This is a genomic window from Paenibacillus sp. OT2-17 (genome assembly GCF_009827695.1).
Classification (GTDB): Bacteria; Bacillota; Bacilli; order Paenibacillales; family Paenibacillaceae; genus Paenibacillus; species Paenibacillus polymyxa_B.
The window spans coordinates 58,693-75,606 of the sequence record NZ_WUDQ01000001.1 but is presented as its reverse complement, the minus strand read 5'-3'; the positions used below and the strand labels follow the sequence as shown (position 1 = coordinate 75,606).

Genomic DNA, 16,914 nt, shown 5'->3' with positions numbered 1-16,914 from the left:
ATTGTATATGTAGTAAGTTCATATAGGGAAGTAGTGATATTTAATTCATATAGTTTCTTAAAAGGAACTATTGTGATACCATTGGGTTTAACAGATATTTTTTTTGGAGGAGTTCCTATGCACGCCCAAGAACCTATTGAATTGACCAAAGGAGTACCAGGCAAGCCGTGTCCTATTGCCCAAACACTTGATTTGATCGGAACGAAATGGACTTTTTTAATCATCCGCGACCTTCTTATCGAAGGAACACTGAGATTCAGCCAACTTCAAAAATCCATGAAGGGGATTAGCCCCAAAACGCTTTCCCTACGCCTGAAGGAACTTGAAGATAACGGCCTGTTAGAAAGAAAGGTATATGCCGAGGTTCCCCCGCGTGTTGAATATTCGTTAACGGAAAAAGGGAAGCGACTGGAAGGTGTTTTTATTGAGCTGAAGAGATTTGGCTTAGATTTAAAAGCAGATCATTGAGGGACATGACGCAGTATTCCAAGGTATCGTTGAGATGAACGATGCCTATTTCTTATATACAAAAAAGGAAGCGCTTACTATAAAGTTCACAGAAAGTTCACTTATGTGGAGGTTTTGACTATTTATATAATTACCAAGGTACACAGAAGGGATGATGGAATTGCCAACAACGAAGAAAGAAGATTTTTATTTTGGTTTAATGATGTGCTTGGGGATGGTCGTATTCATGACATTTTATAATCTATATACAAATGACTTGATTGGCACAATATCTCTAAAAGTAATGTTTCTTCAATTTATTTTATGTTTTATCATTGCTTTCGTATTGGAATTATTTATTGTCGGCCCACTAGCAAAGAAAATAGCCTTCTCATTACCATACGACAAATCTAAAAAGGTATTTGTGATTCTGTCCCTCTCATGCTGTATGGTCATTGGAATGGTTCTCTGTATGTCACTTTATGGATTGGGGACAGCTTACTTTTTTAATGGTCTTTCGGGAGACTCATTATTTAAAAATTACTTGTCTTTAGTTTTTAAGAATTTTATTTTTGCTTTCCCTCTGCAGCTCTTAATTGTAGGGCCGCTTGTTCGGTACTTATTTGTTAAATTCGTGAAAGGTACACGAATTGCGGTATCTCTAAGCTAAAAAACGTAGTCAACGACGGTATACGATAGCTCAAAAGCCGCCTTCTGTCTGAGAAGGCGGCTTGTTTTTACGCAGAAATCCCAGTATTTTTACAGCGTTTGTCCGCTGTCCACCGTAATAGTCTGGCCTGTCATGGCTTCCTGTTCCAAAGCAGAGCAGATCATGCTAGCAATATCCTCGGGCGTGGAAATGTGCTGTAGGAGCAAATGAGGAAACAGTTGCTTCATTTGTTCTTCCCTGCCTGCCCACCATCTTGTCGCTACGGCTCCCGGCACGATGCAATTGACACGAATATCCGGTGCCAGTGCTCGTGCTAAAGATTTGGTCAGCCCGTGGACGGCCGCTTTGGATACCGCATAGGGAAGAGAGGAACCTAGCCCTGTTTGCCCTGCTATACTTCCCAGATTGACGATAGCTCCTTGCTTACTACGCTTCATAAAAGGAGCTACGGCTCTGGCACAGTAAAACATGCCTTTTACATTTACATTAAATAGATCATCCCATATCTCTTCCGTGGCTGCCTCCAGATCATCCATAGGAATGTGATACGTAATGCTAGCGTTATTCACAAGTATATCAATCGTACCGAATTGCTGGACAATCTGGTCAACCATAATTCGAACTTCCTGATCTCGGGAAACATCTGCCTGTAATGCGATAGCACGTCCGCCTTTTTCAAGGATCATACGTACAGTTTCCCCAGCATCGTTTTTAGAGCGGGAATAGTTTACGACTACCGTAGCTTTTCGATCTGCCAAGGCCATACATACGGCTCTCCCAATTCCTGTACCTCCACCTGTAACCAGTGCTACTTTTTGATGTAAATCCATATATATTCGCTCCTTCCCATCCAGTTCATTTTGCGTCTGAAAAATAATATGATCTGATATGTATCATTGTAGAAGATGTATTGTTTTCTGTATAATTGAATTAACTGAATTTACAATTCAATAAAATTGAATTAATTGTGCATATAGGAGTTTGAGAATGGACATTAAAACACTCAAAACATTTCAAATGATTGTGAATTACGGGAGTTTTATTCGTGCAGCGGAAGAGTTGAATTATGCACAATCTACCGTGACGATGCAAATACAGAAGCTGGAGCCGATATGGGAATTCAACTGATCGAACGGGGCAAGAAAATAAAGCTAACTGAAGCAGGCAGGATGTTTTACGAGCAAAGTCTACATATTGTAAAGGATATGGAGCAATTGCAGGAAAATATGGACAATCTGCAAAGAGGAACCGCAGGCGACCTTCGTATAGGAGTGACCGAACCGACTGCCAGTTACCGACTACCAGAAATTTTAAAACGATTCTTAACCCATTATCCGAACATTCGAGTTTCTGTTGAGTTTGGGAATACCCCTACTCTAAGCGAGCGTGTTCTCAAGGGGGATATTGATTTAGCGCTGTGTTCCGCACCGGATTTGGGCACAGAGCTATATTTTGAACCTTTATTTAGGGAGAAATTTGTAGTTTTAATGCCTGAAAATCACCTGCTTGCGGAAAAAGAAAACATTGGGCCGGAGGATTTACAGGGGCAGCGGTTGCTTATTACGTCGGCCACCTGTCCATATCGTCGCAAACTTGAAATGGTCATGAAGGAATATGGAATAACCATATTAAACACGATGGAAATTGGCAGCATGACGGCTCTGAAATTTTATGTGGAGAGCGATTTAGGTATTGCACTTGTGCCACAAGTTCTGGTCAGTTCTGTCCCAGCAGGAACAGCGGTGAGGGAATTAAGCGGCAGCCTGATCGATATGACCTTCGGCCTTCTTTGCAAAGCAACAGACTATCCGCTAAAGCCGGCAGGTTCAAGGCTATACTCTGTGTTGAAGCAGGAGCTTGGGGAGTTGCCTGGGAGCATTAAGCTAGAGTAGCGAGTATGCAGGGAGTTGTGTTTTCTGCCACCTTATGATGTAAATGCAGTACGGTATAAAACCGACTGCAATAGGCAGTCGGTTCGTTGTTTACTTTTTCTTAATCGGAATCCAAACTTCACTTCGGTAGTCTTCAGCATGTGAATCCCCCATAGTATACACTTCCAGTTCCGGGCCGCCTGAATGCTCATAATTACTGGCAGGGAACCATTCCTGAAAAATTCTTTGCCATACCTTTTGGATCGAGTGAGGCATAGGGCCGATGGATGTAAACACAGCCCAGGTTGAAGCCGGAATGGTTCTGGCTTCCAGCCCATTCGCGGTCGCTACGTCTTCGCTGCCTTCTGCGGCAATCAGGTACGTGAATTTCTCTTCCCCATGCTTGAAATCCAAACAAATACCGAGGATGTCGTCGCCTGTTCCCAAGGCATGAATCTGATCCGATGTACCATCCGCATTCAGTTCGTTCCAGAATTTTGGGATTTCTCGAAGATTATCGCCGTTCTTAGTGGTGACTTGAATGGACTTGCCAATGACCGTAAAGGCCGCCTTCTCTATAATTTTGTAATCCATTTCCTGATCTCCCTTCAACGATAAATGGAAGGTGATGCGTGGAAAGGCTTTCAGGTTTACCCCAGGGCTTCTGGCCTCAGAGGGAGAAATACCGTGTACCTTTCGGAACGCTTTAGAAAAAGATTCGGGGGAATCATATCCGTATTTGAACGCTACATTCAGCACCTTGGCGGAAGAAAGACTCAATTCCTGAGCAGCCAAGGTCAATCGACGTTTGCGCACATATTCTGCAACCGTGACGCCGGTTAGCATATGAAACATACGCTGAAAATGGAAAGGAGACGAATAGGCTGCCTTTGCAATTTCATCGATATCGAGTGGCTGCTGCATTCTCTCTTCCATCAGATCCAGTGCGTTCTTGATCCGAAGCAACCATTCCAACCGCATCACCTTCCTTAGTTGTAATCATATCATTAGGAGTATCTGTAATCCTGTCTTTGCGTGCTCTTATCGAACAGGTTCTGTCGCCTAGTTTAATGTGGCTTGTACTTTGTTTCAAGATATAATTTCACGCTAAAATTTTGGAGAAACCATGTGCCTGCCCCCTTGTGTTCATAATTAAAATTTGGGACAATGGAAGAGGCGTTTAAATAGCGCAGATTGCTTAAACATGCTATGATGCAATGATGGTTGAGACGAATGGTGCGTGCTTAGTTTTATATAGAGGAAGACGAATTTGAATGTTTTGAAAAGAGGATCGAACATGAAAAAAGAATCCATTTATGGATTAACGCTAGATCAATTGACAGTATGGCTCATCGAGCATGGACATAAGAAATCCCGGGCATTGCAGGTATGGGACGCATTGTACCGGAAGCGGGTTACTGATTTTGCAGCGATGGCAGAGGTTCATGAGGATTGTACTCGCCTGTTGGCCGAGCACTTTTCCATTGAAACACTTGAAGAACACGTGAAGCAACAGTCAGCAGACGGGACGGTTAAGTTCTTGTTCCGGCTTCAGGATGGTAATTTGATTGAGACAGTATTGATGCGGCATAAGTTTGGCTTATCCGTATGTGTGACTACGCAGGTAGGGTGTAACATTGGGTGCAGCTTCTGTGCGAGCGGATTGTTGAAAAAGAGCCGTGACCTGTCCAGCGGTGAAATTGTAGAGCAAATTATGAAGGTCCAGCTGTATCTGGATCAGGAACGACCGGGCGATCAGGTCAGTCATGTTGTTGTGATGGGAATTGGCGAACCGTTTGATAACTTCGTGAACCTGTCCGATTTCATTCGGGTCATTAAGGATCACAAAGGGCTAGCGATTGGGCCACGGCATATTACCGTTTCCACAAGTGGACTGGCTGATAAAATCATTGAATTTGCAGATTCCGACCTGCATGTCAATTTGGCGATCTCCCTCCACGCTCCGAATAATGAGATTCGTACTCGCATTATGAAGATCAACCGGGCGATTCCGATTGAGAAACTCATGCAGGCGATTGATTATTATTTGGACAAAACAAATCGTCGGATTACGCTGGAGTACATCTTGCTGAAGGATGTTAATGACGGTAAGGAGCACGCGCTCGAACTGGCTGAGCTGGTGGGCCATCGCCGTAATCTGGCCAATGTAAACCTGATTCCGTACAATCCGGTGGATGAGCATAGCCAATACCAGCGGAGTGAGTCGGAGTCGATTACTGGCTTCTATGATGTTCTGAAAAAACAAGGCATTAGCTGTAGTGTTCGGCTGGAGCATGGAGTCGATATTGACGCGGCCTGCGGGCAGCTACGCAGCAAGCAAATCCGCAAGGATGCCAAGGGTAGCCGCAATGCGGAGCGCGAAGCCATTAGTTAAATACACAAGCGTACTCTCTAACAGGAGTACGCTTTTTTATATCACGAGCCGCAGGGCGAAACGTTACCCAAAAATGTGAAAATAGTCACGTAATAGTTGCTGCTTTTACGTTATAGTGAGTGGTTAGTGGAGGGGTTATATGGCTAACGTAATTTCGAATGTGGCGCTCGTTCCGGGCATTTATGTGATGAAAATAGAGGGAAAGTTTAAAGGGAACATGGGGCAGTTTTACATGCTGCGCAGCGGGACAGGTTACCCACTGCTGCCCAGACCCATCAGCATTTATGATATCAGGGAAGAGAGTATTTCCTTTTTGTACCGGGTTGTTGGAGAGGGGACAAATTTGTTTTCCCAATTACAGCCTGGTCAGGAGATTCATTTAGAAGGACCTTTCGGAAACGGTTTTCCGCAGGTAGAGGGTAGTTTGGCTTTGATCGGCGGTGGCATGGGTACAGCTCCGTTGCTGTTGGCTGCAAAGTATTACCCGCATGCGCACGTTTATTTGGGGTTTGCACAGCAAGCCTTCGGGGTTGAAGCGTTCGAAGCTGTGGCGGCATCTGTACAGGTCAAGGTAGGGGGAAGCATCGTCGAACAGGTTGATCCGACGCTTTATGCAAATATGTTCTCCTGCGGGCCAACTCCGATGTTGCAAGCACTCGCCATGAAAACGGTGGATACGTCATCCCGTTTATATATTTCAACTGAAAGACACATGGCCTGTGGTATTGGCGCATGTTTGGGCTGTACGATGCGTACCCGTGGAGGCAATCGAAGGGTATGTAAAGAAGGGCCTGTATTCCCGGTGGAGGAGGTGGAGTTTGATGATCTCCATGGTGTGTAATATTGCGGGTGTACCATTCAAGAACCCGATCATCATGGCTTCCGGTACGTTTGGATTCGGACGTGAGTATGCGGAATTTTATTCTCCTGAATTATTGGGTGGTATCGTCGGCAAGGGACTGACCCTGCATCCGAAGGCTGGTAATACGGGATCACGAATACATGAGACAGCATCGGGCATGCTCAATAGTGTGGGGCTGGAGAATCCGGGTGTTGCCGCCTTTTTGAAGGATGAGCTGGATGACATGACACGCTGGAACACGGCTGTTATTGCCAACGTGGGCGGCTCCAATCTGGAGGAATACGTTCAGGCCGTAGCGATGATTACGGAAAACGCACAAAAGCGTCGCACGATGAACCGCAGAGGCGTTGATATGCTGGAATTGAACATTTCATGTCCCAATGTGAAGCAGGGTGGAATGCAATTTGGCATCCAGACGGAGGTAGCGCGGGAGGTTGTGCGTCAGGTGCGCAATGTGACGGCGCTTCCGTTGGTCGTCAAGCTGTCTCCAAACGCAGAGAACATCACACAGATGGCGGTTATGTGCGAGGAAGAAGGCGCAGACGGAGTTTCGCTGATCAATACATTTTCTGCAATGAAAATAGATATACGCCGGCGTCGCAGTGTCTTCGCCAACACGTATGCTGGTCTTTCCGGCCCGGCAATTAAACCGATTGCCTTGCGCATGGTTCACCAGGTGGCACAGGCGGTGTCGATTCCGGTGATCGGGATGGGCGGGATTAGCTCGGTGGAGGATATTATTGAATTCACCATGGCAGGGGCCGCTGCCATTCAGGTGGGAACGTACAATTTTGTTCATTTACATGCAGGGGCTGAGCTGGTACATGGCCTTGAACAATGGATGCAGCGGGAAAAGGTGCAGTCATTGGATGAGATACGGGGAATTTTGTGAATTTGGAACCTTTTTGCATACACTAATTCATATAGAACCGGCTTGTCTTTAAAAGACAAGTCGGTTTTATTTATTTTACTGAAATAGCCAAGCATCAACTAGTGGTTAATATCGCACTTGTTCAAGATGAACGAAATTTGATTTTCTAGCCGATGAATGGCTTCCTCGGACGCCTGGTCGTTTGCACCTTGTTCCTGAAGCGCAGCGAGTTCCTGCTTGAGCTGATGAAGGTCTTGTCCTGCATTAGCGCAGTTGTAATTGCTTTCGAGATTGTCAATCATCCGATATCCTCCATTTCATTAGGTATACGTCCTTATTATGGAGAATTGATCTTTCCTTATTCAGCATATCGTTTTATTTCAGATAAAGGATACGTTTGGTTGTCGGTGGAGCGCGCAGAGCTTGCAGAATAAGAAGGAAATTGTCAAACGATGTCGAATATCAAGGGAATATAGGGTCAGAGATAGGCTCTTCTTCCTAATGGAGAGCTTAACAAAGAAGCTAGGTGATGGGGTTGCGGTTAAAAAGTAAGTCGAAACCGAGACGACAATTCAAAGTTTCGCTACAATTCATGATTATTATTTTGGTTGTTTTAGTTATCATTATTTCTTTAATTATATCCTTGCTTCTCATTCGTAATTTCGTGATTAACCAACATTTTGATAATACGAAGGAAAAACTTTCGGGTATTGCCAAGATGGTTGCCAGTGACAACGATGTTATTCGTAATGTTGAGCAGGGAGTTCCTGTGAAGCAGATCCAAGACTACTCGCTTGGAGTCATGCACAACGTTAATGTGGATTTTGTTGTCATTTTGAACCACGATTTAATTCGGCTATCTCATCCGAATGCAACGATGGTTGGCAAACCGTTCTCTGATTTGAATGATGCCAGAAGAGCGCTATCCGGTCAGGGACATTTTTCTGAGAATATAGGTATTTTGGGCAAAGGTTACCGATATTTTACGCCGATATTTAATCAACAGCATGAGGTCATTGGCATTGTATGTGTAGGGCTGACCATGAGAACCCTAAATCATGATTTGATGCAGGCGCAGTATACCATTTTTGGGGGGCTGATGTTGGGGCTCTTTAGTGGAGTTCTGGGGGCGATCATTCTGGCTCAGAAAATCAAAACGATTTTATTTGGGCTTGAGCCGCAAGAGATAGCAACACGATTGCGCGAAAAAGAAATTATTGAAAATGAGGTCGCTGAAGGAATTATAGCCATTTCGGCGGACAAGAAAATTATGCTCATGAACAAAGAAGCTCAGGCCAAGTATCAACTGGCAAACCAAGAGATGAAAGCCCCGATTGGCGAGCAGCTAGATACCAACTTTTATAACGTGCTCTTCAAGAGAGTGTTTGATGATAAAAAGAAAATCAAGGATCGCTCATTTTATGTGAATGGTATAGAAGTCATTGCGACAGTAACCCCTATATATATTGAAAATGAGTTTTTTGGGGCAGTTGCAACGCTGCGCGACCAATCCGAGATGATCCATCTCAGCAACCAGTTAAGTGGTACAAAATATTATATTAACTCCCTTCGCGGACAGACCCATGAATTTATGAACAAAATGCACGTAATATCCGGCCTGATTGAAATGAGGAAATATGCGGAGGTCAGTCAATATATTCAGCAGCTAAATCACCGGTATCAAGATGAGGTAGGCTTTTTGACTGAGAGAATTAAAGTTCCGGCATTAGCAGGTTTTATTATGGGTAAAATCAATGAAGCACGCGAACAGAATATTTCGGTTCTTCTTGCAGAAAGCTCGGATGTCTCTAATGTGGAGATGCAGGATATCGTTCATGATGTCATACACATCCTGGGTAATTTTTTTGACAACGCCATAGATTCCATCTTACAAAAAAAAGAACCCGGCAAAATTGAGCTGAAATTGAATTATGAGTGTGAGGGAAATGTATTCATTTTGAAAGTGAAAGATAATGGGTTGGGGATTGATTTTGAGATGCAAAAAAGGATATTCGAGCATGGCTTTTCAACCAAAGGAGAAGACAGAGGCTACGGCTTGAATCTGGTTAAAACCATGGTGGAAAATCATCAAGGAATCATTGAGCTTGATAGCCAACCGGGTCTGGGAACAAGTATATATGTAGAGTTGCCCTGTACATTGGAGGTGACAAATGAATGAAAGTTCTAATTGTTGAGGATGATCCGATGGTTGCTGAGCTCAATCAACAGTTTATCGAGCGCATGGACAATTTGGATGTTGTATGTAAGGCAGATACCGTCAAGAAAGCACAGGACTGCCTTCAAAAATGGTCACCGGATCTGGTATTACTGGACGTTTATTTACCTGGAAAAAGCGGATTAACTTTATTATCACATATGCAGGAGCATCAGTATCATGCTTCAGTTATTTTAATTACGGCTGCAAAAGATATTCAGACGGTGAAGGAAGCTGTTTTTTATGGTGTTGCAGACTATTTAATTAAGCCCTTTACATTCGAACGCTTTAGACTGGCTGTTGAGAAAATCCAGCGTCTGGCCACGGTGATGGAGGAAGGGAACGGAATTAATCAAGCTGTTATTGACCATTATTTTAATAAAGAAGAGCATGCGGGTGTGGAAAAGAAAAAACCTGTTGAACATCCATCGCATAATTTATCAAAAAACCTGTCTAAAAATTTGTCTAAACTGACCATGACCACGATACTGAAGAGTATTCAAGAGCTGGACGGACCATTCTCGGTTGAAACGTTAGCCAGAGAAGTGGACTTGTCCCGTATCACGGTAAAAAAATATATTCAGTTCCTGGTGGACGATGGCTTTCTAGTTGAATCGATAGAATACCACAAGGTTGGTAGGCCGCTAATGCTCTATCAGTTGAATCCTGATATAAAAGAACCGCCATTTCCGATGTAATCTGGAAATAGCGGTTCTTTTTTTGTTCAACAAGAGTACCGAGCTTCCTAATTATTTCATAGAGAGAACAGGAAGTGGAACTAGGTTATCCGAAGAATGAGTTGTAACGATATCATGGAAGTTGTCGTAGCTAGTTTCAATCATGTTGGATAACGCCGTAACGGTATTCGAGCCAGCATGAGGCGTTACCAAAACTCTTGGATACAGCTCCACAAGCTTCTGGATCGTTGGGTCCGGGAGCATTTGCCATGGTTCAAATGCTCTAAAGAATAATTCATCTTCTTTAGGAAAGACATCCGTAGCGAAGCCTTCCAGATGGTTACTGAGCAAAGCGTCCAAAATGGCTTGGTTATCTTGTAATTCTCCACGTGATGTATTGATGAGAATAGATCCCTTTTTCATTTTTGCTAAAAAGCTGGCGTTAATCATTTTGTCGTTCTGTCCCGGCAGATAAGGAACATGCACACTAACGACATCACTCTCTGCCAGTAATTCATCCAAGGTTGTGAATGGAATGACTTCCTTGGCCGCGTCCGATTGGTACACATCATAACCAATAACAGAGGCTCCCAATCCTTTAAACAATTTGGCCTCCGTCAGACCAATGCGACCAACCCCGATAATCCCAACTTTACAGTTATGGATCTCTTTGCTGAATGTATGCTCATCCACAATAAAATTTTTGAACGAGCTTTTGGTAGTCATATAAGCGGTGTGTCGGAACAGCATCATTGCTAAAGTTAGGGAGAGCTCGGCGATGGCATTCGGAGAGTAGGATGGCACGCGTGCCACCTTCATTCCGAATTCGCTGCAGGCATCCAAATCAATGTGGTTGATTCCGACTGTTCTGGTGAAAACATATTGAATGCCGTATTCATTGAATTTTGTGATATTTTCCCGATTGGCAGCACAGTTTCCTCTTAGCAAAACGGCATCGTGATGCTGTGCCAATTCTGCATTGCTGGTGGTTAACAACTCTTCTACTAGCGTTAGTTGGAAGTTATATTTATTGAGATCCTGGAAATAGGGTTTCTCATAAGAACGGACACCATAGCAAATGATTTTTAACATGTTGTTTTCCCCCTGATTTAGAAAATTCCAATTTTATCAATGACATTGAGCGTAATGATCCACACTGGAATCATGACGACAGAAGTGATAGTAGATAGAAGCGATGCATTAGAAGTTAATATGGCTTCCTTATCAAAACTGATGGCATAGGCTGCGGCTACGGTAGCTGTAGGAGTAGCCATCATGATGACAATAGTAGCTAAAGCGACTGAATCGACTGACAGAATATGAGATACAGTCAACAAAGCCAGCAAGACGATGTTAACAATAGGTACAAGCCAAACCTTAACTATGCTGTAATACCAAGAGGTCTTATCAGTAGCTGCCGACTTGAAGCTGATCTCCCCTAATGTCGAGCCAATCGATAACCAGGCTAATGGAGAAGCTAGTCCAGCTAGGTAGGTCATGGGCTTGAACAGCCAGACAGCGGTTTGATCAATTCTTAGAAAGGCGAACTGCTGAATGGCCCCATCCTCTGTAGCTACACTCATCTGTGGCAAATAACCTTGAAACAACCAAACAAACAAGCCTAGAAACGTGGCGATAACGATGGGATTCAAAAACATGGTTTTGAGATTTTTAAGCTCCATTTTCAAGCCGCTCATTTTGATATAGCCATAGGAGTATAAGAAAATGCGGTACCCTATGTTAAAAATGGAACTGTACATCACTCCGGTAGGACCGTAAATGGCTCCGACAATTGGAATTCCGAAAAAAGTAGTAGAACCGAAAATGGTTAACACCCGCAAAACATCCTGTTTATCCTTGTTGTAGCTCAGGAAGAACGGTTTAGAAATAAAGATGAGAATAATATAAATTAGAACTCCCCATATTAAAACATTCATGCCTTGTTTTAACATTGTAGGATTAATATCCTGCATGAAAGAATTAAAGGCTAGTGCTGGTAGAGCCACGGTTAGAACAACCTTGGATAACATCTTTCCTACTGCTGCGTTAAAAATCCCCTTCTTCCGGCAAAAGAAACCAAGAAGGATAATAAAAACGGTGGAAGCGATAGAACTGAGAATTTTGTTATCTGTTAAGGTCGCTGTAATCATTTCTAGTAAAGACATAGATAAAACCCTCTCTTGTACCTTTTTTCACATAAATGACGATGCAGAATGTGACGATGCAATTCCCTGATCTTTTGGCCAAAGTGTTGGTTTGCACTTTTATAGTAAAATGACTTTGTGAAAAAAAGAACAATATCTAATTAATTTAACTTATGAAACTAATTTAAAAAATTTATACGTTACATCAGATGGCAAATGAAACGAAAGGGGACGTCTTCACGGAATGATTTTTTCTTGGCTTTGTGAGTGCTCATCAACATTCGTGCTATAATGTAAATCATTAAAACCCACTTGATTAGTGGGTTAAATAGAAAAGACGAGCAGGAGGGCCACATGAATCCGATACAATATATACTTGACGAATTTCAGCTGATCGTGCTGGACGGCGCCATGGCGACTGAACTGGAGCGTCATGGACATGATCTGAACGATAGCTTATGGTCAGCTAAAATCCTCCATGAGCATCCGGAGTCGATCAAGCGTGTACATAGGGATTATTTTGAAGCTGGGGCAGACTGTGCGATTACTGCGAGCTATCAGGCTACCGTTGAAGGCTATGTTAAACGGGGCCTAAGTGAAAATGAGGCGCTGGAACTGATTCAATCATCGGTGCGGATTGCTGTGCAGGCACGCGATGAGTTTTGGGCTGACGTGACGGCTACTGCTAGTCAGCGGCATCGTCCCAAGCCGCTAGTCGCGGCCTCTGTTGGCCCTTACGGGGCGTTTTTGGCAGATGGGTCAGAGTATCGCGGCGATTACAAGCTGAGCGAGGAACAGCTAGTGGAGTTTCACAGGCCACGTATGAAAGCTCTGATCGAGGCGGGTGCAGATATTTTAGCTTGTGAAACGATACCCTGTCTGGTTGAAGCGAAGGCCATCGCACGATTGCTGAAGGAATTTCCTGGCACGTATGCCTGGATCAGCTTTAGCGCAAAGGATGGACAGCATATCAGCAATGGTGAGTCTGCCGCGGCATGTGCTGAGTGGCTGAATGGGCATGAGCAAGTGGCTGCTGTAGGAATCAATTGCACTTTGCCGAAATTCGTTCCATCGCTTATTCACGAAATACACAGCCACACGGATAAGCCTGTGGTGGTATATCCCAATTTGGGGGAGGAATATGACCCGGTCACCAAGACATGGCATGGCAGCACTTGTACAGAGACATTCGGACAAAGTGCCCGCCAATGGTATGAAGCGGGAGCTCGTCTGATTGGCGGCTGTTGCCGGACTCAGCCGCAGGATATTGAGGAAATAGCATCATGGACGAGAGATGTATAAACGGAGATAAACGATGGTCCGAAAAAAAACAAGCAGGCTGAACCAAGTTGTGCTCCAGCAATGGAGCAGCTTGGTTCAGCCTGCTTTGTTAACTACCTGCGCCGATCCGGTCAACTTTCTGCCAAACGTTCCAGCAGCGCGTCCCCATTGCGGCTCACCCGAATATGGGCAAAATGTGCGTTCTGTTCTACAGTACGTCCGGTTCCCTCAGGGATGAAATAATTCTCAATACCGTACAGAATACGAGAACCATACCATTGTCCATTTAGAACGACCTCATGACTGGCAAGTTTTTCACCATCTTGATATAGGCGATCCGCGACGTATACTCCTTGGCTATCTGGTGTGAGAACGACTTTGACCTTGCCTCGGCTCCATTCCTCCTCCTGAAGAGGGGTCTTGGAAGGCGGGGTAGATATGTCGTAATTCAGTGCCACATAATCGCCTTGCAGCAGGGAGCGCGGGTCTATAGGAGCCAGTTTGAGCTTAATGGAAGCCCCTGTGGCGAGCAGGGTTTCACTTCTCGCCGTCTGATAGCCGATGATCCCCAGCTGTAGCACGATGACAATAGCAATGAGTAACGGGCTTAAGCGCATAAAGCTAAAGCTGCGGTGGTCGGCATCAAATGCTGCTTTGCCGCTATGGGCCATTCGCCGATCCGCCCACCAGGTCAAGCCGAGTGCAATGATCCCTAGAAGCGCCAACGTAAAAGACTTATACAGTAGCGTCCACAATAAATCATAGTATTTGAAGCCGATAAAAATAAACCAGAAGACAACGCTCATGAGGGTCTCCGATTTTTGTTTCAGACGGGCAAAGGCAAAGATCATCCCGGTAACGATAACAAAATAAAAAATGTTAATGAACATATAAGAGTGTGGAATGACATCCTCGAAAAACGTCGCCCAAAAAAGGAACAACAAGCTGAAAAATAATGAGCTATTCCGCAGATGTTCTTTTAACTCCGTCTTGAATTTAAAGTAACTTACCCCATATAACACGGCATTGACGATGAAAAGAGAGAAGATGATGAATTTATAGGTCCAGTTCCAACCATCCCACTCCTGATACTGCTGAAATAAAATGGTCGCCAGATTCAGGTTTACAAAGGCGTAGGCAAAAAACAACTGCCTTTTCCCCTTGGAGCGGAACCATCCAGCGATGGAAACGATCAGAAATAATACCGAAAGCAGCGACTGATCTGACCATAGAATGGCCGCCAAGCCTGTAATATAGCTGATGGTCAGCAGTGTATAACGTATTACCGAATCCAGCTTGGATTCCGGTATGACAATCATCAAAATCATAAGCAGCAACGACACAACCAACAGTACATATTCGGTGTGGTTTACATTCGTGCTAATCATAATCAATCCGATGAGAGATATACTGCCGATCAGCACTCCAACCACTTTGATCACACGGGATACGGTTTTGCTAATCCATTCACTGCCATGTTCCTCTTGGACGGTCGTCTCAGTCTTTGATGTACTAGTGTCCGTTGTCCCTGCTTCCGGCGGTGTTTTTCCCAAACGATTCAAATAGCGGAAAAACCACACGTTACCCGTCAGCAGCAACGCCACAAAAATCAAACCAAAAACAAAAAACAGAGATGAGGAGTACGCCTCAGCCAGCTCTATAAATTTAAAGACAGCAAACGCCGAAAGTGCCAATGCATTCAAGGTCAGTAGCGTTTTATTCAGTCGCACCTTGATAAATATATAAAATCCTAAAGCAATCACAGCGATATACGGTATATTCATGACCAGCCCATACCCATCAAATGCAAAAGAGTTGGTCATCGCTAACATGGCTATATGAAAAACAGTAAAGCTCATATATTGTAGTGGAGCAGAGCGTATACGATGAAGGAACGCCAATAGAAACAACACCAGATTGACCAGTGCGAACACTCCGGCAATCGACAATGATCGAAGTTCGCTATAAGGCACACTTTGCATCGTAGGGTAAAAATAAAGCCACAAACCAAGTTGAATCAGTACATAAGACAGCATATAAAAGGGATTGTAGCGAGTAATCCAGCTAAGTAGCAGAGCCGGCACCGACCAAATGAAAAACAATCCGTAGCTGTCCGCATGGGAATTGTAAATTTGACCGAGCAATGCCACGGAAACGCCAAAGGCTATACAGCCAGCCACCAAAAACATATTAGACAGAAAAGCTTGTTGGCCGGGAACAGCACGTATCCGTGCAAATACAAAAGACAAGCCATAGAACAGAACAATAAGCGCAGCAGCAAGTACAATCTTGGATGTCCGATCCAGTCCGCCCCAATTGGAGGCGAAAAAATAAATAATTGCGGCCAGTATCAGTGAGATGCCCAGCAGATAGCCCGTACGTATCGCATTGAATCGCAGCATGGATTTCACGTACCTTTCCTGTTGGTTTGAAGCCTATTATAGCGTTGAAAGGGTTCAGAACCAAGTGTAAATTAGGATCAGGTCATAAAAAGAGAGCCACCGTATACGGCGGCTCTCTTTAACGTTACTGGATTCCGACTAAGCGTTGACGGTACGAATCTCTTGCCGGGACTGATGTCGGAAGCGATACTCACGCGGTGGAATCCCTGCTGTTTTCTTAAATGCCTTGGAAAAGGTGGACATATCGGTATAGCCGATGGACTGGGCTATGATCGACAAATTGTAAGTTGTCTGCTCCAGTAATCTTTTGGCTTCGTTAATCTTGAGGTTTTGCAAATACTTGGCGGGAGAGATGAGGAAGGTGGAATGGAACTTACGTGAAAAATGCGCACGATCCACACCTACATGCTCGGCAATTTGCTCAATCGTAACACGGTCACAATAATGCATTTCAATGTAATCTTTCCCCTGCTGGAGCCAATAATCAGAGCATACAAAGTTGCGCAGTACGTCAGATGTGTTGCGGGATAACTCCTCGAAGATCTGATGCAGTGTAATCAAGCGGGCCAGATCGCTACCCTGTCTGTTGTCGTTTACGATGGAAAACAGGTTGGAGATAAGCTCAAGGATTTCCTCGCTCACTGCGTTAGCCATAAATGGCGTAGAGGGATTAATTCCGATCCGCTCCAGTAGCGCGAGGGATTTAGGTCCCTCAAAGGCAATCCATACCTTTTGCAACGGGTGCTCCTGATCGGTGTAATATTCATGGGCAAGATGCGGAAAAAAACAGAATAAATCAGACTTTTGGACACGGTACTTCTGCTGCTTATAAATAAACTCAGCCTGACCTTCAAGTACAAAAATCAAATAAAAATAAGGAACAGCCTTGGGACCGACATGGCAGCTTGTTTTCGAAATATCCATACCCAGTCTGACTGGCCAAATGGCGCTGGATTTTTCCAGTTCGGTAGCTGTGAAATAATGGTCTTCCACGATGTCGAAGTGATCTTCATTTTTTGCTCTTTTCATAACTTGTCACCTCTCCTTTGGTGGAGATAAGGGAATTTTGATTTTATTGT

At 44.2% G+C, this 16,914-nt stretch carries 15 protein-coding genes and 1 pseudogene; 9 read left to right on the top strand and 7 right to left on the bottom strand.

Annotation, left to right across the window (positions count from 1 at the left end):
- Window positions 1-117 precede the first annotated feature (117 nt).
- Window positions 118-468, top strand: a complete 351-nt coding sequence (locus tag GRP75_RS00315) for a winged helix-turn-helix transcriptional regulator (RefSeq protein WP_103744503.1) — start codon at window positions 118-120, stop codon at window positions 466-468.
- Between the two features lie 160 nt (window positions 469-628).
- The gene (locus tag GRP75_RS00310; protein WP_023991007.1) at window positions 629-1,117 is read left to right on the top strand and encodes a DUF2798 domain-containing protein; all 489 of its coding nucleotides are present in this window, start codon (window positions 629-631) and stop codon (window positions 1,115-1,117) included.
- 89 nt (window positions 1,118-1,206) lie between these two features.
- Here GRP75_RS00310 and GRP75_RS00305 read toward each other — a convergent pair whose 3' ends face one another.
- A complete protein-coding gene (locus tag GRP75_RS00305) occupies window positions 1,207-1,947 on the bottom strand; it encodes an SDR family NAD(P)-dependent oxidoreductase (protein ID WP_160788315.1) in 741 nt (246 codons plus the stop codon).
- Window positions 1,948-2,104: 157 nt separating this feature from the next.
- Here GRP75_RS00305 and GRP75_RS00300 point away from each other — a divergent pair.
- Window positions 2,105-3,009, top strand: a pseudogene (locus GRP75_RS00300) (LysR family transcriptional regulator).
- Between the two features lie 90 nt (window positions 3,010-3,099).
- On the opposite strand, the gene GRP75_RS00295 reads toward GRP75_RS00300, so the two are convergent.
- Window positions 3,100-3,969, bottom strand: coding sequence for an AraC family transcriptional regulator (locus GRP75_RS00295; protein ID WP_160788314.1), 870 nt, complete (start codon window positions 3,967-3,969; stop codon window positions 3,100-3,102).
- Between the two features lie 316 nt (window positions 3,970-4,285).
- Here GRP75_RS00295 and rlmN point away from each other — a divergent pair, with 316 nt between their 5' ends.
- The 3 genes from rlmN (at window position 4,286) to GRP75_RS00280 (ending at window position 7,137) form a co-directional block, all read left to right on the top strand.
- A complete protein-coding gene (gene rlmN, locus GRP75_RS00290; protein ID WP_160788313.1) occupies window positions 4,286-5,383 on the top strand; it encodes a dual-specificity RNA methyltransferase RlmN in 1,098 nt (365 codons plus the stop codon).
- Between the two features lie 139 nt (window positions 5,384-5,522).
- Window positions 5,523-6,224 (top strand): dihydroorotate dehydrogenase electron transfer subunit, encoded by a 702-nt coding sequence (locus GRP75_RS00285; protein ID WP_160788312.1) that lies wholly within the window; start codon window positions 5,523-5,525, stop codon window positions 6,222-6,224.
- A complete protein-coding gene (locus GRP75_RS00280; protein WP_023991001.1) occupies window positions 6,205-7,137 on the top strand; it encodes a dihydroorotate dehydrogenase in 933 nt (310 codons plus the stop codon). Before GRP75_RS00285 ends, GRP75_RS00280 begins: the two co-directional genes overlap by 20 nt.
- Window positions 7,138-7,235: 98 nt before the next feature.
- Here GRP75_RS00280 and GRP75_RS00275 read toward each other — a convergent pair whose 3' ends face one another.
- Window positions 7,236-7,418 (bottom strand): hypothetical protein, encoded by a 183-nt coding sequence (locus GRP75_RS00275; RefSeq protein ID WP_013312637.1) that lies wholly within the window; start codon window positions 7,416-7,418, stop codon window positions 7,236-7,238.
- A gap of 227 nt (window positions 7,419-7,645) precedes the next feature.
- On the opposite strand from GRP75_RS00275, the gene GRP75_RS00270 reads away from it, so the two are divergent.
- Together GRP75_RS00270 and GRP75_RS00265 are read left to right on the top strand one after the other, a co-directional pair.
- Entirely contained in the window at window positions 7,646-9,295 is a 1,650-nt protein-coding gene (locus GRP75_RS00270; protein ID WP_160788311.1) for an ATP-binding protein, read from the top strand.
- Window positions 9,292-10,029, top strand: coding sequence for a response regulator (locus GRP75_RS00265; protein ID WP_160788310.1), 738 nt, complete (start codon window positions 9,292-9,294; stop codon window positions 10,027-10,029). Before GRP75_RS00270 ends, GRP75_RS00265 begins: the two co-directional genes overlap by 4 nt.
- Before the next feature lie 51 nt (window positions 10,030-10,080).
- On the opposite strand, the gene GRP75_RS00260 is transcribed toward GRP75_RS00265, so the two are convergent.
- Both GRP75_RS00260 and GRP75_RS00255 read right to left on the bottom strand, forming a co-directional pair.
- Window positions 10,081-11,100, bottom strand: a complete 1,020-nt coding sequence (locus GRP75_RS00260; protein WP_028540889.1) for a 2-hydroxyacid dehydrogenase — start codon at window positions 11,098-11,100, stop codon at window positions 10,081-10,083.
- A gap of 17 nt (window positions 11,101-11,117) precedes the next feature.
- The gene (locus tag GRP75_RS00255) at window positions 11,118-12,173 is read right to left on the bottom strand and encodes an AEC family transporter (RefSeq protein ID WP_025720201.1); all 1,056 of its coding nucleotides are present in this window, start codon (window positions 12,171-12,173) and stop codon (window positions 11,118-11,120) included.
- Between the two features lie 333 nt (window positions 12,174-12,506).
- Here GRP75_RS00255 and mmuM point away from each other — a divergent pair, with 333 nt between their 5' ends.
- Window positions 12,507-13,454, top strand: coding sequence for a homocysteine S-methyltransferase (gene mmuM / locus GRP75_RS00250; RefSeq protein ID WP_160788309.1), 948 nt, complete (start codon window positions 12,507-12,509; stop codon window positions 13,452-13,454).
- A 110-nt stretch (window positions 13,455-13,564) separates the two neighbouring features.
- Here mmuM and GRP75_RS00245 read toward each other — a convergent pair whose 3' ends face one another.
- Both GRP75_RS00245 and GRP75_RS00240 read right to left on the bottom strand, forming a co-directional pair.
- A complete protein-coding gene (locus GRP75_RS00245) occupies window positions 13,565-15,835 on the bottom strand; it encodes a GDYXXLXY domain-containing protein (RefSeq protein WP_202403914.1) in 2,271 nt (756 codons plus the stop codon).
- Between the two features lie 138 nt (window positions 15,836-15,973).
- Window positions 15,974-16,864, bottom strand: a complete 891-nt coding sequence (locus GRP75_RS00240; protein WP_075154949.1) for a helix-turn-helix domain-containing protein — start codon at window positions 16,862-16,864, stop codon at window positions 15,974-15,976.
- Between the last annotated feature and the right edge of the window lie 50 nt (window positions 16,865-16,914).

Coding starts and splice junctions, on each gene's coding strand:
- GRP75_RS00315 (WP_103744503.1), top strand. CDS start 118: ATGCACGCCCAAGAACCTATTGAATTGACCAAAGGAGTACCAGGCAAG.
- GRP75_RS00305 (WP_160788315.1), bottom strand. CDS start 1,947: ATGGATTTACATCAAAAAGTAGCACTGGTTACAGGTGGAGGTACAGGA.
- GRP75_RS00295 (WP_160788314.1), bottom strand. CDS start 3,969: ATGCGGTTGGAATGGTTGCTTCGGATCAAGAACGCACTGGATCTGATG.
- rlmN (WP_160788313.1), top strand. CDS start 4,286: ATGAAAAAAGAATCCATTTATGGATTAACGCTAGATCAATTGACAGTA.
- GRP75_RS00285 (WP_160788312.1), top strand. CDS start 5,523: ATGGCTAACGTAATTTCGAATGTGGCGCTCGTTCCGGGCATTTATGTG.
- GRP75_RS00280 (WP_023991001.1), top strand. CDS start 6,205: ATGATCTCCATGGTGTGTAATATTGCGGGTGTACCATTCAAGAACCCG.
- GRP75_RS00275 (WP_013312637.1), bottom strand. CDS start 7,418: ATGATTGACAATCTCGAAAGCAATTACAACTGCGCTAATGCAGGACAA.
- GRP75_RS00270 (WP_160788311.1), top strand. CDS start 7,646: ATGGGGTTGCGGTTAAAAAGTAAGTCGAAACCGAGACGACAATTCAAA.
- GRP75_RS00265 (WP_160788310.1), top strand. CDS start 9,292: ATGAAAGTTCTAATTGTTGAGGATGATCCGATGGTTGCTGAGCTCAAT.
- GRP75_RS00260 (WP_028540889.1), bottom strand. CDS start 11,100: ATGTTAAAAATCATTTGCTATGGTGTCCGTTCTTATGAGAAACCCTAT.
- GRP75_RS00255 (WP_025720201.1), bottom strand. CDS start 12,173: ATGTCTTTACTAGAAATGATTACAGCGACCTTAACAGATAACAAAATT.
- mmuM (WP_160788309.1), top strand. CDS start 12,507: ATGAATCCGATACAATATATACTTGACGAATTTCAGCTGATCGTGCTG.
- GRP75_RS00245 (WP_202403914.1), bottom strand. CDS start 15,835: ATGCTGCGATTCAATGCGATACGTACGGGCTATCTGCTGGGCATCTCA.
- GRP75_RS00240 (WP_075154949.1), bottom strand. CDS start 16,864: ATGAAAAGAGCAAAAAATGAAGATCACTTCGACATCGTGGAAGACCAT.